Genomic DNA, 25,930 nt, shown 5'->3' with positions numbered 1-25,930 from the left:
TCTCTTATTGTATGGATTCTTTAGAAATTGGTTATTTTACTTCCCCGAGACCAGATAACCACTGGAATCAATAATAAAGATAATAACCCTCCAATAAATGATAATGTTGTGTAGCTTGAACCGGCCACAATCATTCCTGATAAGGCGCCACCAGAAGCTCCTGATAATGCAATTAAAACATCCACTGTACCTTGAGTTTTAGCCCGATTTGAAGTGTCAGTTGAATCCACAATAAGAGCAGTCCCACTTATTAAACCAAAATTCCATCCTAATCCAAGTAAAGAAAGAGCAATTACTAGGAGAATCATAGAATCACCTGGTGCAATCGCTGATATTAAACCTGCCAGAAGCAGCGTAGCTCCAGAGGCAATAGCCATGGCAGTACGGCCAAACTTATCAACAAGGACACCTGTAACCAGTGAAGGAAGATACATTGCAGCTATATGAAATCCAATAACGAGACCTATTTCACCCAAGTCATGTCCATGATGTCTCATATGAACTGGTGTCATTGTCATAATAGCTACCATTACAATTTGAGTAAGAACCATAATTGTCGCACCAACAATAATACCTCTTTTGTTTTCTATTTGTTCAGTATCAGTCGAATATTCTATTCGATTACTTTCCTGGTTGGACGCTTCTATTGTTCTAGCTATTACTAATGGGTCTGGGCGAAGCAAAACGAAAAGTACAAGACCTGCTAAGATAAATGCTGCTGCTGATAAAATGAATGGACCAGCAAGTGATGGAACGCCAATAGAAAGTGCAAAATCCCCCATTACATTCACTAAATTCGGACCTGCAACTGCACCAAATGTTGTAAACACCATAGTAATACTAATAGCAGTAGCTCGTTGTTTATTGTTTGCTAAGTCCGTACCAGCGTAACGAGCTTGTAAATTTGTCGCTGTTCCTGCACCATAAATAAGCAGGGAAGCAAATAAAAGGAAAACGCTATTTATGATGGCTGCGGTTATGACTCCTATTGCTCCAAGTCCACCTATCATAAAACCAGCTGTTAGACCTGTACGACGACCGTAACGTTGAGAAAGTCTACCTACGATTAAAGCAGCCCCTGCAGACCCTAAAGTAAATAAACCCGAAGGAAGTCCAGCAAATGCGTCTGTGCCAAGCATTTGTTGTGCAAGAAGTGCCCCCACCGTAACTCCAGCTGCTAACCCGGCACCACCAAAAATTTGTGAAATACTTATAATAATTAATGTACGTTTGTATAACATTTTTTGTTTTTCTTGGGAATCTACATAACTCTGGTTCATTTGATATTTTTTACTGGACATTTGTTAAGACCTCATTTATCATTCTGAAATTTCTCATATACACCTTCCTCTAGACGAAAAGCATTAACACCTTTGGATCCTCAACTAACACACCTGGTAGTTGAACAAATGATTTCTAAAAGAAATATTCACCTTTACTTTTTAAGTTTAAAAACCATAAAATCAGCACATCTGAAATCTTCTTCAAATGAAGGATATTTTTCCAACATCTCTTTTGATGGCTTAGGTTCTATTATGCTTTCTAAAATAAAACCTGTTTTGATTAAAGTGTTTATATAACTTGTTAATGTTCTATGAAAGAATAGCATTTTTTCTTTATCTCCTATACCTTGTTCATACACACCTTCATAAAAATATTTATCTACGTTCCAATGCAACTTTTTACCGTCTTTTGTTTTCTCCCAACCACTTTCTGGAGTAACAAAACAAGGATGTAAAATCGAAAATATAAAACAGCCTCCATCTACTAATAGACGATACATTTCTTGAAATGCTTTTTCGTAATTTGCAAGATCTTGAATAACCATATTGGATACTATTAAATCGAAGCTTTTATCTTCTAAACAATTCAAGTCCTCACAATTACCCTGCCTATAATCAATCAACAAATCATTTGGAGTTCTTCCCTTAGCAATTTCTATCATCCGTGATGAATAATCCACAGCAGTTACAGTCGCTTCAGACCTCGCTAAAATTCGACTTAAATACCCCTCACCACACCCGGCATCTAAAACCTTTTTATTACTTAATGTTTCCATAAGTGATAATAAAGTTGGATTTAAAAAAACTTCTTTATGAAGGTCTCCTTGCTCGGCATGATTTGCAGAATATGTATCCGCGAAACTATCCCACCTTTTAATCGCTTCTTCTGTACCAATATTTTGATTCATTTTAACTCCTCCCTGTTCTTTTGCTTTAAATTGATTCCCGTCACTTCGATAAGCTTCTTCTAACCTGCCCCGATAGTTGCATTAATAAAAAGCTGCCTTAATGACAGCTCCGATCTTCAGCTAATGCACCCTTTCAGTTCCATAAGAAAAGGTGATATCTTTATCTGCAATCTTCACAGTTAATATAATGCAGATTGAAATTTTCATTGCATTATTAGTGGTGGGTAACCCGCCTCGCCCAAAAAATATGCGAATATTGTAAAGCCTAAAATAAGAAATGCAATAATGATGACTGCCATAGATAAAATTAAGTTTTTTTGCCTTATAACAGAGTATATACCAACAATTAAACTTGAAAAACCTATAAATAGACTAACGAAGGCGGCTACCATATTATTTATTTTTGGTAATAAATTTCCAAAGAATAAAATAAAGAAAACTACTTGCAGACCAATTCCAAGTTGAGGTAAATTTCGAACCATTAAATTACCACCCTAACATTGAGTATCGAAAACAATCACCTAAAAATTATACCATAATACACCAATTCCTTATTGAACTAACCTGCCCACAGATCCATAGGAAAAGCTGCCTTAATGACAGCTCCGATTTTCAGCTAACGCACCCGTTGTTTAATATCTGTTTAAATTTGAAAGGATTGAACCAAACATTCTTCATTATCGACAATTTTCTTTTTTTCTTCAAAATCTATATTTAGCTCACTAAAAATCTTTCTCCAAAATATAACAGCAGGAATATTCTTAGCTAATTGAACAACAAAGTAACTACCTTTTTTTTGTTTAAACAATTCCTTTAATAATGAAATTGCAGCACCTTTTCTTCTATATTTTTTTAAAATGAAAATATCATTAATGCTGTAATCATAGTCCTTATTTAAAAACGGCCTTTCTAACAGTAATAAAAACCCAACAATTTTCATATCTTTTTTCAAAAAATATGGTGTTAATCCTTCCTTCTTCCAAATTAATTCAAATGAATCAAATTCAAATGAACCATCTGTTGATATGTCTAAACCCTCGGTAAACTCCGAAAGGTCATGTAAATAAAGGGAATATAAATTCTGAAGAATATGCTTTTCATCTTCGGAAATGGGGTTGATTGAAACAGTCATTGTTCTACCTCTTTTATAATTAATTAATCTCTTACTTAATTAATTTCGATATAAACTTTCATTTGTCCTTCATGAACTAACCTGCCCTGTTAGTTGCATAAAGAAAAAGCTGCCTTAAAGACAGCTCCGTGGTAAAAGGGTTAATAATTTTTATTTGCATACATTCTTGCCATTGTCGAAGGTGAAAATTTAATTCTATATTTCCCTTCAAGTTCTTTCTTAATTTTTTCTGTTAAATTTAATCCTTGTTTATTGTGTTCCTCTTCAAGTTCAATCCCATTAGGAAGCAATTTATCTTCATCCCAATCAATCCATTCACCATACATATTTACCCATTCAATCAATTCATTTGTTAACGTATTTGAAATCGGAACGTCCTCTATATCCAAATTACAACCACATTGATTGCACCATATAGGGTCCGCCCCAACATCACCTTCAACTTTTAACTCATTTGTTTCTTTTTGTTCACAAAAACATTCCATATTATTTTCTGACTCCTCTACTACACACCTTTTTATTATATTTTACATTACTTTTTGTTAAAGTAACCTGCCCTGTTAGTTTAATAAGAAAAGCGATTCTTCTTAAAGAATCGCTGAGTTTGTAGACAAAAGGGTTCTATCTAAAAGTAAAACAAAGTTGATTGGAGCGAGTGCTTGGAGAGGAAATCAACGTTCAAAGTGTACAAGCCCCTAAAAAACTGTATAAAAAAAAACATCCGAACTTACGAATTGGATGAAAGAGTAAATGGGATTAAGATTGCATTTGTAGAAATATAATCACTATTCATAAAATGTGCATCGGTTTCGATGCATCTTTTTGCTATAGTATTTCGTGCTAAAAACACACAAGAAAACAGTGCGAAAGTATATGTTTTTCTCGCACAACTCCCCATTGAGGGACTCCTTTATAGGTTCTCACCTCAGGCCTTTTCCCTTATCCCTTTTCGTTCATGTAAAATTTCTTGAATGATTTCAATATGAACAAAAGACCATGATCTTTCATGAAAGTGAATAAACACACTTATGGAAAGAATGGAAATATATATTAAACTGAAGACGACCCAAAGCAAACTCCCATCTCTAAAAAGGAAATCTTGCAATTGATTTGAAAACAGAAGAAAAAGCCAAGGTCCAGAGGATATTATAATAGGAATGATCCCCGATCCGTTTTTCTCTTTTATCATACAATAATAAACTTTTTTTAACGTATCGCTATCAATGGAATTATAAAAATTTTGAATTTCTTCCACTTCAATTAGTTTCTTCATACCTTTGAAAGATCGGTCTTTGTATGATGCTTTTTTTAATTGAAGATAAATTTTATGAGCATCTCCCCGTAATGAAAACATATATCTGATCTTTTCCCCCTTCCAAAAAACTCCTTACTAAAAGGTTTTGTAATAATCCGTATTTTTATGTAGTCTTCGTCTTTTGTCTTTACAGTATCTAATTGAGGGGATGACATACGAATCATTGTCCATACTATTACCATAAAAAAATCAGCTCGTATATGTAAACCTAAAAGGCCATAATCATCACTACCGATAATTACGGCCTTTTAGGTAACGACAAAGAAAGGGTACCCAAGGGAGCGAACTCACTATTATGTGGGTGCCATCACCCTTGGGCCTCATTCTTAAACAGTTTTACTTAGTTTCAGATTCATTTTTGCCCGTATCTTCGGCTAATTGTTCAAATGAATTGACTTTACCATGTGGATTCTGCGATTGTTTACGATCTTTCCATTGGCGTTCTTGTTGTCGCTTAGATTGAGTCATCTAAATAAGCTCCTTTACATAAAGTTCAGTAAAAAGTTTGAAGCACGATAAGCCTCCACCCTTTGAACTCGATGCAGGCATCACTTATCATGAGTTCGAGTCTGGCAATTATTAATTAATGCTTAATGCATGCCTTTCCACTCACCTTGATTTTTAGATGCTTTTTCTTTTTTTGCTTTATTTTTATGTGCTTGATTAGCATTTGCACTGCCAAATTCCTTAGAGAATTCAGAATCAGTTTTGCTTGAATCAAATCCTTGTTTGTTTTTTTGATCTGCATCATTTTTCTTTGTTCGTTTTGCCATGTAAACCCCTCCTTCTTATCTTTAGTATGAGATCAGAAAGAAGAAATATACCCCGAATAAAAACCGATAGTAACATGAATCCGTCATGTAATTAGGGTAAATAATAAAGTGAATAATAAGTTCTTCCATTCGTATTTCAGCTAACGAAACCATTAGTGCAGTACCATCAAAATAAAGTGGGCTTATATGTAATTTTTTAATCTCTTTTCCATCAGTTCTGCCATTTGTTTAGAATTTTGATTTCCTTCATTTTGTAATTTATCAATGATGTTAATATAATCCGTTTCATTTCTGTTCTGACTTAATTTATATGCAGCCTGAATTTCTCCCACCTTAATCCTAAATCCAACTATACCTTTCAGTTCACTTTCTAAGAGCTGAGGAGAAAGTTTATCCCATAAAACAGGGTTTTCACGATTTTCTTCATATTTTTCCAGCATTATTGTTAATTCCTCGATTAATTCATCTTTCTCTAAAACGCTTGCTTTACCATATACATGGACGGCTTGATAAATCCATGTTGGAACTCCTTCATGCCCATACCAAGAAGAAGAAATGTAAGCGTTCGGTCCCTGAAACATTACTAGCACATCTTCACAGGTTTCATATGTTCTCCACTGAGGATTTCCATTTGCCAGATGCCCAGTAATATAGTAATCATCACCTTTTTTATTTAACCCCAAAGGCAAATGAGTCGCAATTGGTTTTCCTTGTTCTGTTGTGACAATCGTTCCAAAAGAGTTTTTTTGAACAATATCCCAAATTTCAGTCAACATTAGTGACCTTAAAATATTTTGGAATTTACATAATGATCCACCTTTCAAAATAAGTTATAGAAGTGTTTTGGTCATTATAAAGTCCGTTTGTTCTTCATCACCCATATAAAAAGAATGGGCTCCAGTTTGAACAAACCCAATTTTCTTATAAAAACCAATGGCATTTTCATTTTTTTCCCATACGCCTAGCCAAATTTCCTTTTTATTACGTTCCATCGCAATTTCCATAGCTTTATTTAGCAGATATTTACCAAGCCCATGTTTTTGAAATTTGTTCTTTATATAAATTCGCTCGACTTCAAGTGATTCATCACCCATTTCTTCAGTCTGAGCACCATTGGTATTGACCTTTAAATATCCAGCGACTTCATTATTAAAATAAACAAAAAAGAATTGCGAAGAAATATTGGATAATTCTTTTTCTAATTGTTTTAAGTTAAATGCCCTTTCCAAATAGGCATTCATATTTTCGGGTGAATTCTGATGCTTAAATGTCTCATTAAATGTTTCATAACTAATTTCTTGAAGAATGCGTGAATCGTCTAGGGTACACTTTTTAATAGTCATTTAAATATGCCGCTCCTTTATATAATCAATAATTTCTCTTGTTTCCCTTTTTTACAAATTCCCAGTCATTTTCCACATTTTCCCTTACTCTTTGAAGAAGATTGGAAATGGTTTCTACTTCTCTTTTGGAAAATCCCTCTAATGCAACGATATTGGAATAATCATTTTCGCTTTTTATAAAAGGATAAACATTATTCCCTTTCTCTGTTGGAAAGAGTTTTTTAATTTTTTTGTTATGTTTATCTTCTTTCTTTTCAACAAAGCCATTGATTTCAAGTTTTTTTATAGCACGAGCTGCTGTTGTTCGATCTACTTTTATCATCTCAGCTAACTTTTCCTGAATGATTCCTGGGTTTTCACATATTCGGACAAGGTACAAATACTGCCCTTTTGTAAGGTCATATTCTTTAAATTCAATATTACTTATGGAATCTAATGCCCTTGCTATCATTCCAATTTCACGAAGAATTTCCTTCATAATTAACTCCTTAGCACGTATTTTTGTTGCAAATGCAATAAAAATGACATATATTTAATTTAACTCAACTTTGTTGCGTTTGCAACAAAAAATATGATAAAGGGGTCAAGTAAAGTGAAATATGTTTTTTATGTATTGGGAATTTTAATATTAACCCTTGGTATTTCATTCACTATACAATCAGACCTTGGAACTTCACCTTTTGATGCTCTTTTGGTGGGACTTTCCATAAATGTGGGGCTTACTGTGGGAAGTTGGGAAATAATAATAGCTTTGATCTTGATATGTTTTAATTCATTTTTAAAAAGGCAAAGACCAGAAGTTTTGGGGTTGTTAACAGCATTTATAACGGGTATCGGGATTGATATGTGGCTTTTTTTATTGCACAATTTGATAACACCTGAACTATGGTTCAGCAAAGTTATTTGTTTTGGAATCGGCTTGGTTGTTGTAGGATTAGGAACGGCAACATATTTACACACAAATTTTGCACCGATTCCAGTTGACCGATTAACATTAATCATACAAGAATTAACTAGAACAAATATATTCCTTTCGAGAACATCCATTTACCTCCTATTCTTGATATTGGCAATGATTTCAAATGGACCAATTGGCGTTGGAACTTTATTAACCGTTTGTTTAGGGGGGCTAATACTTAATTTCTTTATGCCAGTTACTGAAAAAGTAATAGACCGCATATTAACACATTCCAGTACATCACCAAATTATGATAAAGATAAAAACCATTCATTATAGAATGGTTTTTATCTTTATTGCTCAACTAACCTGCCCCTAAAAAGACTGCCAGCGATGGCAGCCAGATTTTAAAAGTACGCACCCGTTAGGTAAAGAACAAGTACTATAAAACTCTCTTATAAAGCAAGATTACGGATCAAAAAATCCAGTTGAAAAGAGCGTAAACTCCGATTAATGCAAAGAGAATTGTTAATATGATTATTGAGAAGCAACCCAAACTAACCAAATTATCTTTCAATAGATCGTCAGGTTGTTCCAGTAGACTCTCTTTCACTTTATTTTGTATAGGCGAAATTACCTGATTCAATTCCAGTCTTATTAAAATTTCACTATCACCTTTAAATTTCAGAGCTCGTGCTATTCTGAAAGGATCGTTTCCCATAGATTTTTCGAACAAAATACAAGCTTTTACCATCTCTGATGTCTTATTCTTTTCTAAATACCAGTAACGACCTGCCATTGAAGGGTATTTCAATGCAAAATAGATCTCCCCCAACTTTCTGCGGAGTTCTAACTCATTAGGATAGGTCGAAATTAACCCGTGTAGCCTATCCCTTGCTTTCCCTAAATCATTTTTTTCAATGTCCTCTTCTATCTTCTTAATCGTTTTAACAGGTATCTTTTCTATACAAACACCTCATTATCTTTTCTTTATAGTCTTTATTTCTAGATCGTTCAAAATAGTTCCTTCTCCAACAAACTGCCCCTTTAGTTCCATAAGAAAAAGCTGTCTTAAAGACAGCTCAGTTCTTCAGCTAACACACCCATTAGTTCATCAAGGATTAGTGTAGAGTTGACACAAACTGTGCAATAAAAAAGTACAACCCTTATGGTCTGTACCCGTATACAAACTTAAACATCAAAAAGAAAAATAGGACAATAGCAATTGTAGGAACAGACATTGCTATAACATAACCGTTAGCTTGCAGATCTTTCCGGCTTGAATACCATTTGTAAAAGATAAAAAGAAGTATAAATGACAACGGAAAGAATATGTAACCTGCAATGGTATCTACCCAACCTGTATTTTTATCCCAATAGGCATCAGGAAGAGGAGTTTCATATTCTTCATTTATTTTGGCTGTAACTTTGATAAAGATATAAGAAATTACAAAATAGTAAGCTACTATTGTGAGCTTAACCCACCAAAATAAAAACTTATTGGAAATTACAACTATAAATAAAAGTCCCATCATCACGAAGAAACCAGTGTATTCACCCATGTTAAAAGCCTCCACTTTATACATTTAGTTTATTAATCTAAATTAGATGGGTTTTCCAAATTAGAACTAAGTATGTAGCCGCAATTTGAACAATAATAAGAGATAATCTTCGAAGGTTTATTCTTTGGATTATCATGGGAAAACATTAGAACAAATTTAAACCCGGTTCCTAGAACACCTTTCTTAATGTTGTTTGAATTACATTTAGGGCATTGTTTGTCACTCATACTCTTTTACACACTCCTTATCTGGATAATATTACTAATTAGTAGGATACCACATTAATTAACTTTTTATCATTCTATAGGAGTATTAATGTTTACCGCACAGTTCGACTATACTCCGCTAAGGTTAATGAACTAACCTGCCTCGATAGTGCCATAAGAAAAGAGCTGCCTTAAAGACAGCTCTGATCTTCAGCTAACGCACCCTATAGTTTAAGTACAATATTTCACAAACTTCTAAAACTAATAAAAAAAGACGGTGACTTACATAAGTCATCGCCCCGATATTACTAATTATTCAATGCACTAGTAGAATCCCACTCGTCAACTATATAGTTCCTAAAATAAGCTACTTTAATAGTTTATTCATTCCCCACTGGAAGTACAACAGTAAATGGTTGTAATTCCTTAGCTGGGACCAAGCTTGAAAAATCAAATAGCAACATTGTATTTTCCAGCTTAAAATTCTCAATCCTTTCTTCTCCGTTTAAGTCAAAAGTAGATTGGAAGTGCGCTGCTTTTTTATCGATAGTTTTCACTTTATTCAGATGAATACTATGATTTTTAGGTGGTACTGGATTTTCAGGATCGATTTTACCAATATATTCTTTATCTACTAGCAGTAATACATACTGCAAGTTATTTTCAAACAATTCAAGCTGATGCTTACTCAATTCCTTGGGGAGCCCTGTAAATTGATAATCGATTACAAGTTTACTGCCCTTTTTAGTTATATCATTTACCTGAAGGCCTAAATTGAATCGTTTACTTTTTAATGTAAACGATTTTTTGTCCAATAGCTGTTGTACTTTTGGGTCCGCCACAGTAAGCTGCGGATAAAAAGTAAGTGAGGTAATATTTGACTTTAGCTTGGTCATTTTTGTTCGAACAGTACTATGATATCCATCCTCTTGTGCTGCCCCCTCTAGAGATGTTCCGTTTCCAAACCTATATACCTTTCCTTTATTATCAATTGCTTTTAGTATATAAATTTCATCATCTTTATATTTTTCCACCGTCTCATAAATAAGCGAAGATGACACCCTTGCGGTTAGGATCTCTTTAATACGGATTTTGACCTCATCATCCGGGTATCCTTGCTCCTGATCAATAACAAGTGTACTGTTTTTTTCTTGCTGAATTGGGATATCAAAATTCCATTCACCTTTTATCCCGTTAATATTATGAATAGTTATGGGGAGAGTAGAATTCTCCTTAAATGATTTATATGGATATTCCATTTTCCATTGGAAATTGTATCCCCCCTTGACCTTTCTAATGTCTGTCGACTTTCCATTCAACCAAGGGTCATTATCCCCTTTGTTGTGTTCGAAATTCATATCAAAGCTTACTTCCCCTTTTTCGTTATGCCCTTTTTCAACATCTTCATCTACAAATCCTGTAATTGATACCACATTGCCATCAAAATAAGCGCTAGTGAGTTTTACAGTCACTCCATTTTTAGTTAAGGATTGATTTAATTCTGTAACTGCATCTTGATTCGCAAGTTCAACGCCCATTGAATCATTGAATTCTTGAAAAATTCCGCCTATTATAGGGGTATTAGCCAATACTTTATTCATTGTAGGATTAACAAATCCAGAAGCAATGGTGATTCCAAGAAGAGCAGCTGCAGCAGCTGAACCTACAAGAACTTTCTTTTTCTTTATTTTCCTACCTTGCCCTGACATTTTTAAGCCTTTATCAATAGCGCCAAACACTTTTTCTTTTGGTACAACTATTTTTTCAATAGCACTTTTTACTTCTTTGTTATCCATTGCATTTGCCCTCCTCATCTTTATAGGACTTTTTTAATTCGGCTTTCCCCCTGCTTAAATAAGTTTTTACAGTCCCTTCGGGGATCTCCATGATTTCACTAATGGTTTTAATAGAATAATCATAGTAGTAAAACAAAATAATGGCGGATCTATAATTCCCTTTTAACTGTCCGATCGCATTTAATAGATCTATTGCTTCGTCATGACCTGAATGATAGGTTACCGATAAATTAGACAATACTTCGTCTGTTAGTGGCACAATATTATTTCTTCTTTTGAGAATATGACCAGCACATCGGATAATGATCCTGGTAAGCCAAGTCATAAAGTAATCTGGTTGCTTTAACGAGTGAATACTCTTATAAGCTTGATATGTCGTCTCTTGAACGACATCCAATGCATCTTCTTCGTTATGTACATAAAGATAAGCAGTCCGGTAGATTCGTTCATACTGCTGCTTTATGAGTTGTTCAAAAGCTTTTTTATTGCCCCTGATTGCTTTTTTAACCATCTTATCATTCTCAAACTCCATCTCTCTCTCAACTCCTTTCAACTATTAGTGGAATATATCTTCAGAAAAAGTTTCAAAAAGTTAAAGTATTTTTAGAAAAAGCATAACATGCAAATAAAAACCTAAGTTTAACAAAATAAACAGAAACCACTTTGCGATTTCTGCTTATTTAAACTGTTGCTTTTTTTTTTGATAGCTTTTGAATTTGTTGAGTGTATTCTGCAACTCAAAGGTGTTGTGAGTTTACACTTCATTCTACAAAATCGCTTATTGAACTAACCTGCCCCGTTAGTTCATTAAGCAAAAGGCCACACATTGCAGCCCTGGATCTCAACTAACGCACCAATAGTCAGATAGGTTCATATAGGATATTAAGAGAAAATAAAAAAGAGCCCTGTATGGACTCTGTATAACTTTAAATCGTATATAGAAAATATGTAAAGGTTTTTATCTGTTTTATATAAAATCAAAAACCTTCCATCGGATCTTCCCAACCTATTTCTTTATCAGTAAAAGTTGCTGTCCAATTTCCTTCTTCATTAATTGCTGCTTGCTCTTCTTTAGTCTTCGTTCCATTCATACCAGCATCCAATCCAAGAAACACTCTATAAGGCATCCAGATACTTCCACCAGACTCGTAATCGAGTCCTTGTTGAATTTCTCCCAAAGCCATTAGCAAATCTCTCTCAAGGTTAGCGTTTTTAGTTGGTAGAAAAGCTTCAATTCTCTTGGCTTTTTCTGCCAGTTCTGATTTAATTTCTTCAGTTAACCAAGCATCATCTTCTATTTCTCCTGGCATATTTTCGTATATAACGACAAGTTTAGAAAAGTATTCGAATTGATCTTTTACCATTGCTTTCATTTCCGGTGTGATAGCTTCTTCTCGCGAAACAGTATTCTCAAAGTCCTCAGAAAAATCAGGCTCTCCTGATTCTAAAACTTTATCTTCCGAAACTTCTTCTGGTTCTGAAACTGTTGATGGCTTATGTATTTCGGCTGATGCTGTTGCTTTAACTTTTCCTTCTGGTTTTTCTTCTTGCATACATGCACCAAGTAATCCTATTGAGATAACGCCTGCTGCTAATAATAAACTTTTCTTCATGTTGATTTCCTCATTTCTATGATTCATCTTATACAAGATGTCGAACAATCCGTATTCCTTCAGTTACTACTACTACTGATGAATTTTTCAATCTCTTCAACTTTCTTGCCTTCAGAAAAGTATGTGTAGCCAGTCGGTTCTTTTGGCAATTCATTTACTGCAATATCAAGGTCGTTAAACACTAAGCTCATGTACTTGATAGCTTGTTTCTGTCTGTCTGTTGGTTCATTCCAATACTTATGTGCTTCCCATTTATCTGTTCCTTTAGGTAAAGTAACGCCATCTAACACTTTCTCTTGCTCAACTTCTATTATGAAAGATAGAGCCATAAGATTATTAAAGTCTTCTTTCATACTATCTCGTACATCAAGAGAATTTTCGAACTCATTTATAAATGCTGTTGCTTCTCCGTAGTAGTAGTATTCAGCTGGGTGACCATCTTCTTTTATTACATCAGCGTTGTCTCTTTCCACACCGCCGCCAAAAGCATCGGCATAATAACCAATCTGACCTTCAAATGATCCTGAAGCTTCTAGTTCAGACATTTCTTCTTCTTCAAATTCTGGCTCTTCTGTAACTTCTTCTGAAGAAAGTTCTTCAACTTCTGTCGGTTCTACCTCGGCCGAGGTTTTTATTTCTACATATTTTTCTTCTTGCATACATGCACCAAGCAATCCAATTGAGATAACGCCTGCTGCTAAAATAAGATTCTTCTTCATTAAAAATTTCCCCATTTTCTCTCATATAGTAAAGATTAACTAATCCATCTTAATCTAATTGGACTAGAAAAGCACTATGATTATTCAGAGACCTAAATAGATAGCCGCCAGTTTTATATAACCTACCTGCAGTATCTTTTTTTGGCTTTGTTAAACATTAATGTTGATTTTTTAGAACAAATAAAAGAGACCACTTATTGTGGTCTCTAAAGTGCATCCTATGGAGCTAACGCACCCGTTAGTTTAAGTACAATCCTTCACAAGGCTTTCAATTGGAAATTGGGTACCCATCTCTTATAGCTCTAACTATGACTTCATAATCCTTCATGCCATGCTTTTGGGCGATTTGAGCCAAAGAATAGGCCAGTTCATTCCGTTGTTCTTCCTCTATCGGCACATGGACTTTAATCGTTTTGTTATTTGGATTGACTCCGAGCGATATAATATCATATTCATTAAATACCTTATTGCTTTCTTCCATGAATACTCGGCTCTGTTCTTCCTTTTTCTGATTGTCTAAGTAATCATAGACTACAAAAAGTATATACGCAGCCATGAGCACACCTAACCCTAGAAAAACACGTTTTTTTAATTTCTTCACTTTATATCTCCTTGTCCAAAATTCTGTCTCTTTTACATCCTTTTTAACTTTATCATATTTATCTATCTGTAGAACTATCTGGTATTTAGATGATTAAAAGCTACATAAAATAGGCTTCTCTCTTATTAAACTAAACTGCCCCGATAGTTGCATAAAGAAAGAGCTGCTGATCAGCTCCTGATAATGAAGTAAAGCACCCTTTAGTTTAAGTAGAAACCTTCACAATTTCTTCTAAATTTTAACATAATCCAATCCCTAAAATGTGTTGTTCCAGAATCTAGTGCAATACAAAAAGCGCCTCCTTCTTATTAAAGAAAAGCGCCCTTTTGTTGAAGATCAAGATAATTATTATGATTGTTGCCTTTAGCTTGTATGCCTTGCTATTATTGGCTGAAAATGAAAGATGATTGTTTTTCTATTCATTCTGGCATATTATAACGCGGGAAAAAGTTATACACCATAAATGCGCCGAATAATATGAACATGATCGGGCCAAAAATCGCATCTTCTGCAAAACCGACGATTCCTAAAATTATACAAATAAGACCAAACCAGGAAGCCAGCGAACTGACAGTATAGGTATATATGGCGCCAATAAACGTCAGTGTTCGCCCTAAGAATTGTCCTGATATAGGCTCTTTTGCTATATGAATGATACTTAAAACAACGCTCCATAATAATAGTGCTGGGATTCCCCATAAAAGAATCAATCCAAATAACTCTACCATTTTCCACCCTCATTATCCCTAATCCTTTTTTTGCTTCAAAGATTACATATTTATTATTCTCTTTCCCACTCTTTATTTCCTTCTTCAGCAAACCTTCCCCTATAGTTTAAGTACATTCCTTCACAATCTCCATCTATTTTAACAAAATCTCCAATTATCTTTAGGGAATATCCTCCACAATATGGCCCGATTGTTGAACACAAGTTAAAAACCTCTCTTCAACTAAACTGCCCCTTTAGTTCCATAAGAAAAGAGCTGCCTTAAAGACAGCTCTGATCTTCAGCTTACGCACCCGTTAGTTCAACAAAATCACTTAGCCTTATTATGCAGTTCAAATGACTCTTCAGAGCCATCCCATTTTACATTTACTTTTATAACTTCGCCTTCACCTATTATTGCTCCATTTTCTGATCCACCTCGAATTGTAAATACTTTTTCGCTAGGTGGTTCTTTGTATGCCTCAGTTTTAGTTCCGCTTGAAGTGGTTGTTTCATAAGTATATTCAAGGTTTTTCATGGAAGATAACTCATTCAAAGACCCCTTATATTTTAATACAAGTTCATAGCTATCTTTGCTAGAATGAGTGGTTTGTTCGTCATTCTCTCCCCAGAATTCAGTTACTTCATAAGAATATACAGCTTCCCAATGTTCGCTTTCTCCTGTAAATTGATAATTATGTTCAGTCTTTTCCTCCGAATTAGTATCTTTTTTAGTGGTTTCCAAGTTAGTGGTATCCGAATTAAAATCTTTGTTAGAGCTGTTGGAACCACAAGCTGTTAAAACCATCATTAAAAATAATACAGTAAAAATTTTCTTCACTTTAACTCCTCCCGAATGATAAAATTGCATTTCTTTTCAATTTTACCATTTAAAGGTTTTCTATTAAGTTTCAATTGAAAATTTTTCATTCCACTAACCTGCCCCGTTAGTACCATAAGAAAAAGCTGCCTTAAAGACAGCTCAGATCTTTCAGCTAACGCACCCGTTAGTTCATTAAGCACTATGTATTTTACACCGATAAATTCATTATAAACTGTTCACCAATTGGACCTATTTTTCTCTTGCCAGTATCTTGAAAACCCACTTTCAAATACAGTTGCTGGGCAGGAAGATTTTTATGATTTACAACTAAAACGATTTCATCACAGTTAGGAAATTCAGATTTAACAAAATCACTTAGTAAGAGCATACCTTGTTTAGCATAACCTTTTCCTTGCTTCGCATGATTAACAGATAATGCAGTTAACAACATAGCTTTCGGATTATCTGAATACTCCTTTACTCGTTCAGTTGAATGTAATAAAAAGAAACCTACAGGTTCATTCTCACTTAAAATAACAATCCGATGTTGTCCTTCTGTCGCCTCTAAAATCTTGTTTGGTAATGCAGTGAACTGCACTTGTTCTTCAGGAAGTTCAAAAGAAATTAATACATCTAAATATTCATTCGAAAAATGTTTTAACTCAACGTAATCAACTTTTTCCATAACCTTATTCCCCCTCAATTTATTTACAGATTATCATCCGAACATACATTTGTAAATTATTGTTAGTCAACTAACCTGCCCCGTTAGTGCCATAAGAAAAAGGCTGCCTCAGCAACCTAACTTTATTGAAGTAAAGCACCCGTTAGTTCATTAAGGATTTTTGCTTTATGAAGTAGTATCTTGTGTCTCAGAAAAACTTTATGTAAGAACTATTTCCTCACCATTACATCTAACATATCTTTAATAGCATCAATAACAGCATGTGGACTGTCAACATGAATTACATGTCCAGCATCTTCAACAATGATATGTTTGTTATTTGTAGACAAGCTTGAAAGTTCCTTTTGAAATTTCATCCAAACATCCATAGACTCTGGTGTATGGTGCGGTTGTAAACCTCCCGTTATTACAGTAAGTGGAATGTTTCCAAGTGACTTGGCAGTACGGATTTGTTCTAGACTTTCTTCAACTTCATTAAAAGATCCTTCAAGAACAAATTGATTGAAGTAATCCTCACGAACTTCTTTTGAAAACAGGGGAGCCATTATCTTATTTTGATCCTCATGGCATGAGTCTAAAAGAAGTACACCTACTACTTCTTCTGGATATAGACTTGCAAATAATCTTACATTTGCGCCTCCAAATGAGTGTCCAACTAATATGTAAGGAGGTTTCACTTCTGCTTTTTTTAATAATAGACGAAGGTTTTCAACGCTTTGCTGACTATGACGGGGACGCTCATCTTTTTCGCTTTCTCCAATACCTGCTCTATCATATACAAACATTTTTGTGAACTTTGAAACTTCATCTTTAATTGAATCCCAGTTGGCTAAAGTAAACCCATATCCTGAATCAAAAACAAGAGTTGGATTTTTGTTACTTTCACCAAAATATTCGTAATATAACTCTACCCCACCTATATCTAACTTTTGACCAACTTCCATAGCTTTGTTCATATTAAGACCTCCATTTTTGATAGTTGACATATAAAGAAAAATTATTATTAGTTAATGGTTCTCAACCTCTTTTTATTCATTACAAGCGTTAGTTGGTTCGTCACCAAATACTTCGGCAATTGTGTTCGAAATTCCCTGTGCCCCTAAACACATTTTATATTCTGATTTATCAGATATTCCAAAATTAAGGACTATACTTACCATAATTACGACTGATGCTACTGCAAATAATATTTTCTTCACATTGATATCTCCTTTAAATAAGAAATTATTTCCATAAAAAGCGTATCAAAGAATTAATAAGTCGTAAATACAGTGATAGACTTATAAAATATAAGACTTTAGTCGTAACTCCCATGCTATTATTAGATATGTTCCATCTTCTAACTTCCACACTATACTACATATCCTTTTTTTAGTAACCTGCTCCGTTACTTTAAGTATAAAGTTTCACAATCTCTCCTAAACTTTAACCTAGACATCTAGGTGTTGTTCAACAATATGGCCCTTTAGTGGAGTAACTTTATTGCTATTCAACAGTTCCTTAATCCGCCTTTCAGTTCAGATCTTCTTTTCACTATAAAAACACCCCTTTAGATAAACAGATCCAAAGGAGCAAAACATCGCGTCTTTTTTATAAACACCGTGACTTTATTTAAAAGCAACACATTGAGAAATTGGGAGTTTTTCATTATATCATTATTGCTGAAGCTGTTTAGGCGAAATCTATTTCGTCTTTAATTTCATTTTTTTGGTGAAAACAAGCAATAATCCAAACAAATAATAAACGATACTTACCGTTATAATACTATAAATAAATACCGGAATCGTCGTTGGGGCCCATACTTTAACAAATGCCCAAGGCAATCCCGAAATTTTCGGGAACATGATTGTAAGTGTCAATATTGCAGCTACAATCAACGTATGAATGGATAATAGCAAGATCCTCTTTACGTTTAATGATGTCCTAATTCGTTGTTTTCTAACAAGTTTTCTCATTATTCTTAGAGATAATAGGATGAAAAATAAATCCAAACAGCCGAATACAATACACAGGATGGTCAAGAATCTATCCAACTTTTGATAGCTGTCGGAATGATTATTGATAACATCGTTTCCCTCCCATAAATCCATCACACCTTTACCTATGGCTGTCGTAAAGCTCGTGTTCATATTTGATAGAATTGCTACCCCTAATTGTTCATCGGGCTGCATGATGAAATACGAGCTAAATGATGGGTTCTGTCCAGCATGAAGAATATATTGTTTTTCGTTTTTTTTCATAACTCCCCATCCGCTGGCATAGTAGGTGTCCTTATCGAAAGGCTCAACTGACTGATCAGGGATATGCGATTCTTGAATGAGTTGCTTGTCTATCGCATTGCTTGAATCGTTTCCTAATTGTAATTTCATCCATTTTGCTATGTCATTCGTATTGCTGATAAGATATCCAGCTGGTATGTTCCCCCGATAAATGGGCGGTGTGTAAGACTGCTCTTGCATAAATCCTATTTTATAACCAGAAGCCATATCAGTGGACTGAACTTGATGCAGCCCAACGAACGAGTCTTTCATACCAATCGGCTCTAATATCTGCTTTTTCATATATACATCATAGGGCTGCTTCGTTACGTTCTCGATAACGAGTCCTAATACATCGTAATTAAGTGTTGCGTATTTATATGAGCTGCCTGGCTTCCGATCTAATTGCTGGTTCAGCAATGTTCTTACATTCAACTCAAGGGCGTTATCCGCATTACTTTCAGGAATTTGAGTTATAGAATTAGTAGCTATCCCACTGGTATGATAAAGTAGCAGATTCAAAGTAATCGTCTGCGGCTCTCCATTATATTTTAACTCTAACCATGGGATATACTTCCGGACATCATCTGATCGTTTTAACAGCCCTTCCTTTTCCAATTGCAGAATGGCTAGACCTGTAAATGCTTTCGTTGTAGATCCGATTTCAAATAATGTATTAGAGGTCACAGGTGTTTTCGCCTTTACATCAGCGTACCCGAAGCCTTTTTGATATACCGTTTTCCCCTTTTCTACAATAACTACCGATAACCCTGGAATTTTACTAATGCTTCTTTGCTTTTCAACAAACTTATCGATCTTTTGAAATTTTTTACTTGATTCGGCGTTAGCTATTTTGGGTGTGAAGCCACTAACCGCCAAAATCATAGCAATCATTAACATACAAATTCTTACTGATGGTTTCATTACCCATTCCCCTTGGTCAAATTTATGTTTTTTATGTAGCTATTGCTGCCACAAGGAAGTAAATCGTTTGCATGACCGTGCTGCTAGCAGATTAAGCAACGTCGTCCCCCCCATTTTAGGCTATATGTTCTGAATAACGTTTAGTATAGCGCGCAATAATTACCGAAACCATCGATTTATATAACAAAATCACGCGTCGAAATGACAAAGTTGTCACAAATCGTGCATGTCCTAGTCTGCTTTGTAGCCAAGGAGGGGTATCCCATGTGGTTGTAAAGTGATTGTAAACGTCGTACCAAACTTCCCACGATACGGACAGTTCATGACCGAGTCTGCTGCACACTTGTACAGTCCCATTCCCGCAGCAACGCGATTTAACTAGGGGGATGAGTGAGACAATGCCTTTCTGGAGTCATGTACCGACGAAGAGATAAATCTATTGTCAGATAAGTTACGTTATAAAATCCTTTTATGAAGAAGATCAAGGAGGCGGGCAGTGGTGTTCTTATTCCACAATCTGGCCCAATTGTTGAACAAAGATCTAACAGCACTCTTGAACTAACCTGCCCCGTTAGTTAATTAAGGGTACTTTCTCACTTTAGATTGAATGTATGATAAGTGTAAGAATCGTACATTAAAAAGTCCACCAAGTTAGGGCCTTTTTATCTATGGCTATAATCTTCGGTAAGATCATGTACCTCCTCCTTATTTGAATGATAGGACAAAAAACTAATAAAAAAAGTAAAATATGGTAGTAATTTCATGTTTTTTTTGTAGAATATTACATTTATATAAGGAATTATAGGAGGGTTTTTATGAGGAAATTGGTTCTAGGTATTTTATTTACTTTGATTTTTGTTTTTAGTGTTATTTCGGCCCCTGTTGCGAACGCAGAGGGGGTAGAAGATATTCCTTCTGCAAATTATGATGGACAAATTTTGAGTGTTGGTAAAGAATATGCTAGGTCATTTAGTTGTCAAGCTGCTACGGCGACAACGTATGAACCTTGGACTGAGTCTGCTGGTTATACTTGGATTAAATCAAATGGTACTAAGGGATATGTCCAAAATGCGGCCCGTGGTGGAGTTACTTTAGGTGTTGTTCTAAATGACACAACAATCGATTTTAGCTATTCCCACTTAGTAAAGAAAAGTTATGCAGGTAACAAAGCTAGTTATGTAAAAGGTATTCAGGTTACATTAAAATGTTTAGGATACTATACAGGTACAGTTGATGGTATATATGGTGATGGTTCTGAAGCAGCCGTTAAAGCTTTTCAAAAGAGAAGAGGATTAACGGTTGATGGACAAGTTGGTAAAAAGACTTATCATTATCTATCATTTGCAGCATATTAAATTAAAAAGTAAGCTAGGATTTTTCCTAGCTTACTTTTTTGTATGGTCAATTATATTGGCCTCTTTAGGCGCTTTGACTTTAAACAGGTCCAAATTAGATTTCTTCTCTATTGTTTTAAGTGAAATTAGTTTCCCTTCTTCATAAGTTTTACCATCAATAATCTGTATCTCTCTTACTAACACATCAGTATTTTTATCAAACCAAAGCTCAAGTGTTTCTTCGTTTGATATTGTTATTTTGTAGACTTCTGCATCCCTATCTAATATTTTTTTCGTCCCTAACGATTGAATTTTTTCTTTTTCAAATTCAGAAAATATCTTTGATTCAATAGATGGCCCTGGATTATCATTTGTTTCAATTAAAAATTGATTATCATTTTTTGTGTAAGAAGCGATGGTTTTACCATCCGATACAGAATAATCCCCGTTTTCATTTTCAGTTCGTTCTTGATTACCAGAAATATATGTTGTGATTAATTCGCCGTTGCTGTTTTCTTCAACACTTACTAGTATTTTTTCGGGTGATATTTTGCTACCACTATCCATTTTTTCGAATTTATCAGCCAGTATTACGTTAAGAGCGTTTTGAATGGATGCCTTTACAACGGGTGTTGACAATGATCCAATACTAAGCAATAGAATTGCAGCACTTGCAATAAACCCAATTAACCATTTTAACTTTTTTCTATTGTTATTCATTTCACTATAGGCTTTGTTAATTCCTTTTTGACTCATCAGTTCGAACTCTTTGGGTATTTCAATATTTTCGAGTTCTTGTTTTATCTTATTTTTCATAGGATATCCTCCTTATTTAATCTTTTTCTTAACTTTTCTAATGCTCTATACAAAGTGGTTTTTATTGTACCTAAAGGCATATCCAATGTGATTGCGATTTCATTTAAAGTGTAATCATGAAAATATTTTAAAAGAATAACACTTTTTTCGACTTCGCTAATCTCTCCAATTAAAGTCTGTAAATACAAAGATAATGCGGTATCTTCTTCTTTTTTATCAATAGTTATTAATTCCATGTGTTCGGGTTTTAAGGCAAAAACTTTTTTATGCTTTCTTAACATATCAATAGAGCAAGTTATTACAATCTTTATTAACCATGTTTTAAAGTACTTTGGTTCTTTTAAGAATTTGATTGATTTAAAAGCTTTATACGCTACTTCTTGTACAATATCCAAAGAATCTTCTTGAGTTCCCATATAAGTAAAAGCAGTTCGATATATTTCCTCTTTATAGTTTTGAAATAATGTTTCAAAAGCGTTTTTATCACCCTTTTGTGCTTTTCTAACTAACCTTTCAATTTTCATCACCTTCTTTTTCTCTTATTACAAATATTAGACGAAAATCTAGAGTATTTGGCTTTACTTTTTTTATTTTGTTTATATATTTTTTTTTGAATCTGAATGTATAATTTTTTTAAAGATCGCACATTCAAAAGGCCGCCAATTGGCGGCACTCTTATGGCGCTAACGCACCCGTTAGTTCCATAAGGAATACAATTAGGGGTACCGTCAGGAAAATGCGGATTTACAACGTTAAGGAATTTTCAATACTAAAAAGCCCAACTTCATCGTTAATTAAGAGAAATTGGGCTTTTTTCATTACTCCATAAGCATTTTTAAGTTATATTCAAAAACCATGCTTTGACATTGTCTAAAGCATGGTAATTATTTAAACTAATATAAATCTGCTAAGTTGATTTTTTTAGCTCATCTATTTATTGAATTCATTAACTGGAAGAAGTATTCAGGTTTGTGAGTCTTATTTAGGTTATACCATGAATGTAATGTATCTGGTGCAAATACATCTAATTTTTTCAGTACTTCCATCGCAAATTCCAGAGGAGCTACTCCTGATGCAGTAACCAAATTCTCACCAGATACCGCAGGTCCCATCTCATAAAATTTTTCTCCTTTATAATTAGGACAAACCATTTTAATATACTCTAAGTTATTGCTTGTATGCTTTCTAGAATCTAGGTATCCCATATTCGCAAGGGCCTCAGTTGCGCCACAAATTGCAGCAACAATAGTGCCAAGCTTTAAAGCTTCGCCAATTTTTTTCATGATTGGTTGATGAATAACTTCTCCCCAAGTATTCCCTCCAGGCAAAACTAAAAGATCTTTACTCTCAAGAGTACACTCATCAAGGGGAATATCTGGTTTTATGCTCAGTCCCCCCATCGTAGTAATAATTTCTTTATTAGCTCCTACTGTAACTACTTTTAAAGGTGCTATATCTTTTTTGAAATATCTTCCTGTGTTTAGTTCGGCAATTAAATATCCATATTCCCAGTCTGACATTGTGTTAAATACATATAGATAAACTTTTTTTGTTTGCATCCAATAACACTCCCAATCACAATTGATATAGCCAATTATAATATAACTTCCCTGACAGCTAACGTCAGGGAAGTTATCATACTTGATGAAATTTTATTAATTCCGACAGAACTTCAATAAGTCTTTTCTTTAGACTTATTGGCTCAATAACTTGAATAGATTTACCGTACGGTAAAAGTAAATAAGGTACATATGTATGTATCATATCCTTTTCAAGAAGAAATACTGCTTGATTTGAAGTCCGTTCTTGTAAATAATGTCCTAAAAACCAATGTTGGCAAATATCTCCCAACGTCCTTGTATTCCCATTAATAACTAAAGAAGTATTCCCTCCCTTATCTTCTATAGTTGGAAGGAGGTTTTTCATAAAAAAGTCACGTGCTGAAAAATTTTCTGGCCGGTTAAACTTATTTTCGGTTAGCATTAGACTTTCAATTCGATCTACTCTAAAACTACGGATATCATCCCTAAGATGACAAAATCCAATCACATACCACTTATTATTCCAATAGATAATTCTGTACGGATCTACCAATCTATAATTTAATTGCTTTTCGCCACTTTTATGGTAAAGAATTTTTACTGAGTACCCGTCAGCTACGGCCTGCTCCAACTCCTTCAAAAAAGGTTCCATAGAGATTGAACTTAATCGACTTATTACTTCAAGACTAGTTAAATGTTGGTTTATCTTTGTTTCCTGCTCTTGATTTGAGTATTTACTTAGTTTTGAAATGGCCCTATTTAGTGCTTCACTTCCATAATATCCGGCTTCTTCTGCAAAAACAGCAGCGTGAAATAGTGAAGTTTGCTCCTCAAAATCAAAAAAAAGAGGAGCCTCAATAAAATTGTTCAATAAAGTGTATCCACCGTTATGTCCTGGTTCTGAAATTATAGGTACGCCACTTGTTGAAATTGTATCAATATAACGATACACAGTCCTTATATTCATCTCTAACTTTTCTGAAATTTGTTTTGCAGTAATTTTTTCACCTGAACGAAGCATCCATAGAATTGCTAACATATTGTCAATTTTAGGCATATAATTCCACCTCTATATGGAATTTATTTTCTATTATATATTTCCGATTTTTGGTATAACTCATCAACTGTTCCTTTCCGATAGCTTTCTATATAATGAGGCCCTAGACACATTTGTAATTTCACAAATTTGATTTACAGTCATATCTCCCTCTTTATAAAGCTTTACTGCATAATTCATTCCTGCATGATTTTTATGGTACTTCTTTAACCGACCTTTAAACTTTCCTTCTTTCTTAGCCAGTTCAATCCCTTCACGCTGCCGCATACGGATAAGATCACGTTCTAATTGGTTTACACCCGCCATCTTCGGTATCCCGGTTGGCCATCGAATTTAAGTGAATTGCTAAAAAATGGGTGGTTCCATCTTCAACTAAACTGCCCCGTTAGTTGCATAAAGAAAAAACTGCCTTTTAAAGACAGCTCCGATCCTAACCTAAAGCACCCGTTAGTTAAATTAGAATAGTGGTATTTCAATTCCCATTTATGTCATTGAAGATATATAAACCTACACCCAATATAAAAATAAGAATAAACACAATCCACTTTGTATAATACCAGCCCTTTATTCTATCAATAACTACAAAAAGAGTAATAATAACAATAAGAGATATACCCAGGGATACACCCAATGTTGTCCATATGTTCCTATATTGGATAGGAAGTAATTCAGTTAATAGATAACAACTTCCAAAAAAAAACAAAATACCTGGAGGCTGTTTCCTTTTATATTTTTCGGTTCGTTTGGGGTATAATTCTATTTACTTTTGGACTCCTCAACTATAATTCCTTAAGTGATAAAGTTCAATTTAATCATATATTCCTCAACTCTTGAAGCTGTTAGTGGAACAAGGTACTTACATTTAATCCCTGTAATTTTATTATATCATCTTAATGAACTAAACTGCCCCGATAGTTCATTAAGAAAAGCCATTGGTTTAATAAAAAATCGCTAAGCTCAAAAATGATTTTTGGTTATTACTCTCATAAATTCTTGAACTACTTCCCAAAGGATGGTACTTGTCACCTATATAAGTGAACTATATGATAACTTTTATATTTTCTACATCACAACGTAGTTTATAAAAATATTGAATAAGTTCATGCTCTTTTAAAATTGTTTCTTCCATCTTGAGTAGTGTTCTTTTTCCTATACGACGATCTAATAGACAAAGAATTCTAATCAAAGTATCCGAAGACTTTATTAATTCCTCAATTGGAGAGTTAAAGTATTTTTCTATTGCAAAGAAAAAATCATATTGACCATAAATTCCATCTGCTTTAAGCATTTTATGAGCTTGATCTTGTAAAGCTAGATTTTCAGTTACATCATCATCGTTATACTGATTAGATTTGGCTCGTATGTCACTTTCTCTATAAAACTCTTCTCTTTCAGCTGTAATTGTACACATACTTAATATTTCCACTTTATCAACGGTAATTATAGCTCTGCCTAATTGATCATGAGCTTTACGGTAATTGATAACTTGAAAATCCACTCTAGAACGCAATGGCTCACATAGAAAACTCGATAAACGTTTTTTTGCTTTACTCCATTTTGGACTATATAACAATTTACACCCCCCAATATTTTGCCCTTTATTTCCACAAGAAAAAGCTATCTAAAAGACAGCACCG

31 protein-coding genes and 2 pseudogenes are annotated in these 25,930 nt (G+C 34.2%); 2 read left to right on the top strand and 31 right to left on the bottom strand.

Translation table 11 applies throughout. The features are described 5' to 3' along the window. Positions 1-20: 20 nt before the first annotated feature. The 11 genes and pseudogenes from OSJ91_RS04215 to OSJ91_RS04165 form a co-directional block, all read right to left on the bottom strand. Positions 21-1,301 carry an MFS transporter gene (locus OSJ91_RS04215; protein WP_350301342.1) on the bottom strand — a complete coding sequence of 427 codons (1,281 nt, stop codon included), beginning with the start codon at positions 1,299-1,301 and terminating at the stop codon, positions 21-23. Positions 1,302-1,435: 134 nt separating this feature from the next. Next, positions 1,436-2,191, bottom strand: a complete 756-nt coding sequence (locus OSJ91_RS04210; protein WP_485891070.1) for a class I SAM-dependent methyltransferase — start codon at positions 2,189-2,191, stop codon at positions 1,436-1,438. A 203-nt stretch (positions 2,192-2,394) separates the two neighbouring features. Beyond that, entirely contained in the window at positions 2,395-2,673 is a 279-nt protein-coding gene (locus OSJ91_RS04205; RefSeq protein WP_485891069.1) for a hypothetical protein, read from the bottom strand. 161 nt (positions 2,674-2,834) lie between these two features. Further along, the gene (locus OSJ91_RS04200; RefSeq protein ID WP_485891068.1) at positions 2,835-3,323 is read right to left on the bottom strand and encodes a GNAT family N-acetyltransferase; all 489 of its coding nucleotides are present in this window, start codon (positions 3,321-3,323) and stop codon (positions 2,835-2,837) included. A 140-nt stretch (positions 3,324-3,463) separates the two neighbouring features. Then, a complete protein-coding gene (locus OSJ91_RS04195) occupies positions 3,464-3,808 on the bottom strand; it encodes a hypothetical protein (protein WP_413015628.1) in 345 nt (114 codons plus the stop codon). Between the two features lie 440 nt (positions 3,809-4,248). Further along, positions 4,249-4,677, bottom strand: a complete 429-nt coding sequence (locus tag OSJ91_RS04190) for a hypothetical protein (RefSeq protein WP_485891067.1) — start codon at positions 4,675-4,677, stop codon at positions 4,249-4,251. Positions 4,678-4,974: 297 nt separating this feature from the next. After that, positions 4,975-5,106 (bottom strand): DUF6254 family protein, encoded by a 132-nt coding sequence (locus OSJ91_RS04185; protein WP_350301337.1) that lies wholly within the window; start codon positions 5,104-5,106, stop codon positions 4,975-4,977. A 122-nt stretch (positions 5,107-5,228) separates the two neighbouring features. Continuing rightward, the gene (locus OSJ91_RS04180; RefSeq protein ID WP_034310968.1) at positions 5,229-5,411 is read right to left on the bottom strand and encodes a hypothetical protein; all 183 of its coding nucleotides are present in this window, start codon (positions 5,409-5,411) and stop codon (positions 5,229-5,231) included. Between the two features lie 182 nt (positions 5,412-5,593). After that, positions 5,594-6,212: pseudogene (locus OSJ91_RS04175) on the bottom strand (FMN-binding negative transcriptional regulator). Positions 6,213-6,241: 29 nt separating this feature from the next. After that, a complete protein-coding gene (paiA, locus tag OSJ91_RS04170; protein WP_350301335.1) occupies positions 6,242-6,754 on the bottom strand; it encodes a spermidine/spermine N(1)-acetyltransferase in 513 nt (170 codons plus the stop codon). Positions 6,755-6,779: 25 nt separating this feature from the next. After that, the gene (locus OSJ91_RS04165; RefSeq protein WP_485891066.1) at positions 6,780-7,232 is read right to left on the bottom strand and encodes a MarR family winged helix-turn-helix transcriptional regulator; all 453 of its coding nucleotides are present in this window, start codon (positions 7,230-7,232) and stop codon (positions 6,780-6,782) included. Positions 7,233-7,346: 114 nt separating this feature from the next. On the opposite strand from OSJ91_RS04165, the gene OSJ91_RS04160 reads away from it, so the two are divergent. After that, the gene (locus tag OSJ91_RS04160; protein WP_350301333.1) at positions 7,347-7,991 is read left to right on the top strand and encodes a YczE/YyaS/YitT family protein; all 645 of its coding nucleotides are present in this window, start codon (positions 7,347-7,349) and stop codon (positions 7,989-7,991) included. A 136-nt stretch (positions 7,992-8,127) separates the two neighbouring features. On the opposite strand, the gene OSJ91_RS04155 is transcribed toward OSJ91_RS04160, so the two are convergent. The 14 genes from OSJ91_RS04155 to OSJ91_RS04090 form a co-directional block, all read right to left on the bottom strand. After that, complete coding sequence (locus tag OSJ91_RS04155) at positions 8,128-8,619, bottom strand: DUF6584 family protein (RefSeq protein WP_350302789.1); 492 nt, start codon at positions 8,617-8,619, stop codon at positions 8,128-8,130. A 199-nt stretch (positions 8,620-8,818) separates the two neighbouring features. Beyond that, positions 8,819-9,214 carry a hypothetical protein gene (locus OSJ91_RS04150; protein ID WP_350301332.1) on the bottom strand — a complete coding sequence of 132 codons (396 nt, stop codon included), beginning with the start codon at positions 9,212-9,214 and terminating at the stop codon, positions 8,819-8,821. Between the two features lie 586 nt (positions 9,215-9,800). Beyond that, positions 9,801-11,216 (bottom strand): DUF4179 domain-containing protein, encoded by a 1,416-nt coding sequence (locus tag OSJ91_RS04145; protein ID WP_485891065.1) that lies wholly within the window; start codon positions 11,214-11,216, stop codon positions 9,801-9,803. Then, on the bottom strand, positions 11,209-11,748 hold the full coding sequence (locus OSJ91_RS04140) for a sigma-70 family RNA polymerase sigma factor (RefSeq protein WP_485891064.1): 540 nt from the start codon (positions 11,746-11,748) through the stop codon (positions 11,209-11,211). Before OSJ91_RS04140 ends, OSJ91_RS04145 begins: the two co-directional genes overlap by 8 nt. A 445-nt stretch (positions 11,749-12,193) precedes the next feature. Next, positions 12,194-12,829: a hypothetical protein gene (locus OSJ91_RS04135; RefSeq protein ID WP_485891063.1), complete on the bottom strand. Its 636-nt coding sequence runs from the start codon at positions 12,827-12,829 to the stop codon at positions 12,194-12,196. Positions 12,830-12,888: 59 nt separating this feature from the next. Then, positions 12,889-13,548: a hypothetical protein gene (locus OSJ91_RS04130; RefSeq protein ID WP_485891062.1), complete on the bottom strand. Its 660-nt coding sequence runs from the start codon at positions 13,546-13,548 to the stop codon at positions 12,889-12,891. Positions 13,549-13,816: 268 nt separating this feature from the next. Continuing rightward, the gene (locus tag OSJ91_RS04125) at positions 13,817-14,149 is read right to left on the bottom strand and encodes a YolC/YozM family protein (RefSeq protein ID WP_350301329.1); all 333 of its coding nucleotides are present in this window, start codon (positions 14,147-14,149) and stop codon (positions 13,817-13,819) included. A gap of 419 nt (positions 14,150-14,568) precedes the next feature. Beyond that, positions 14,569-14,877 (bottom strand): hypothetical protein, encoded by a 309-nt coding sequence (locus OSJ91_RS04120; protein ID WP_485891061.1) that lies wholly within the window; start codon positions 14,875-14,877, stop codon positions 14,569-14,571. A 53-nt stretch (positions 14,878-14,930) separates the two neighbouring features. Next, positions 14,931-15,080 (bottom strand): hypothetical protein, encoded by a 150-nt coding sequence (locus tag OSJ91_RS04115; protein WP_350301326.1) that lies wholly within the window; start codon positions 15,078-15,080, stop codon positions 14,931-14,933. Between the two features lie 106 nt (positions 15,081-15,186). Continuing rightward, entirely contained in the window at positions 15,187-15,696 is a 510-nt protein-coding gene (locus OSJ91_RS04110) for a hypothetical protein (protein WP_485891060.1), read from the bottom strand. 190 nt (positions 15,697-15,886) lie between these two features. Next, positions 15,887-16,363 (bottom strand): GNAT family N-acetyltransferase, encoded by a 477-nt coding sequence (locus OSJ91_RS04105; RefSeq protein ID WP_485891059.1) that lies wholly within the window; start codon positions 16,361-16,363, stop codon positions 15,887-15,889. Positions 16,364-16,572: 209 nt separating this feature from the next. Next, a complete protein-coding gene (locus tag OSJ91_RS04100) occupies positions 16,573-17,319 on the bottom strand; it encodes an alpha/beta fold hydrolase (protein WP_485891058.1) in 747 nt (248 codons plus the stop codon). 72 nt (positions 17,320-17,391) lie between these two features. Beyond that, on the bottom strand, positions 17,392-17,562 hold the full coding sequence (locus tag OSJ91_RS04095; RefSeq protein ID WP_485891057.1) for a hypothetical protein: 171 nt from the start codon (positions 17,560-17,562) through the stop codon (positions 17,392-17,394). 483 nt (positions 17,563-18,045) lie between these two features. Next, the gene (locus tag OSJ91_RS04090) at positions 18,046-19,545 is read right to left on the bottom strand and encodes a serine hydrolase domain-containing protein (protein ID WP_485891056.1); all 1,500 of its coding nucleotides are present in this window, start codon (positions 19,543-19,545) and stop codon (positions 18,046-18,048) included. Positions 19,546-20,360: 815 nt separating this feature from the next. Here OSJ91_RS04090 and OSJ91_RS04085 point away from each other — a divergent pair. After that, complete coding sequence (locus OSJ91_RS04085; protein ID WP_485891055.1) at positions 20,361-20,900, top strand: peptidoglycan-binding domain-containing protein; 540 nt, start codon at positions 20,361-20,363, stop codon at positions 20,898-20,900. 30 nt (positions 20,901-20,930) lie between these two features. Here OSJ91_RS04085 and OSJ91_RS04080 read toward each other — a convergent pair whose 3' ends face one another. The 6 genes and pseudogenes from OSJ91_RS04080 to OSJ91_RS04055 form a co-directional block, all read right to left on the bottom strand. Continuing rightward, complete coding sequence (locus OSJ91_RS04080) at positions 20,931-21,695, bottom strand: LolA family protein (protein WP_485891054.1); 765 nt, start codon at positions 21,693-21,695, stop codon at positions 20,931-20,933. Then, positions 21,692-22,219: a sigma-70 family RNA polymerase sigma factor gene (locus OSJ91_RS04075; RefSeq protein WP_350302787.1), complete on the bottom strand. Its 528-nt coding sequence runs from the start codon at positions 22,217-22,219 to the stop codon at positions 21,692-21,694. Before OSJ91_RS04075 ends, OSJ91_RS04080 begins: the two co-directional genes overlap by 4 nt. Positions 22,220-22,621: 402 nt before the next feature. Beyond that, a complete protein-coding gene (locus OSJ91_RS04070) occupies positions 22,622-23,254 on the bottom strand; it encodes a type 1 glutamine amidotransferase family protein (RefSeq protein ID WP_054396774.1) in 633 nt (210 codons plus the stop codon). A 76-nt stretch (positions 23,255-23,330) separates the two neighbouring features. After that, positions 23,331-24,293, bottom strand: coding sequence for a helix-turn-helix transcriptional regulator (locus tag OSJ91_RS04065; protein ID WP_054396776.1), 963 nt, complete (start codon positions 24,291-24,293; stop codon positions 23,331-23,333). A gap of 63 nt (positions 24,294-24,356) precedes the next feature. Next, positions 24,357-24,608, bottom strand: a pseudogene (locus OSJ91_RS04060) (helix-turn-helix domain-containing protein); the annotation flags it as partial. 724 nt (positions 24,609-25,332) lie between these two features. After that, positions 25,333-25,866, bottom strand: a complete 534-nt coding sequence (locus OSJ91_RS04055; RefSeq protein WP_350301320.1) for an SF0329 family protein — start codon at positions 25,864-25,866, stop codon at positions 25,333-25,335. Between the last annotated feature and the right edge of the window lie 64 nt (positions 25,867-25,930).

The organism is Bacillus sp. T-10(2022), from assembly GCF_056502895.1.
The sequence above is the reverse complement of the archived record's forward strand: the minus strand, read 5'-3'. Positions and strand labels throughout refer to the sequence as shown.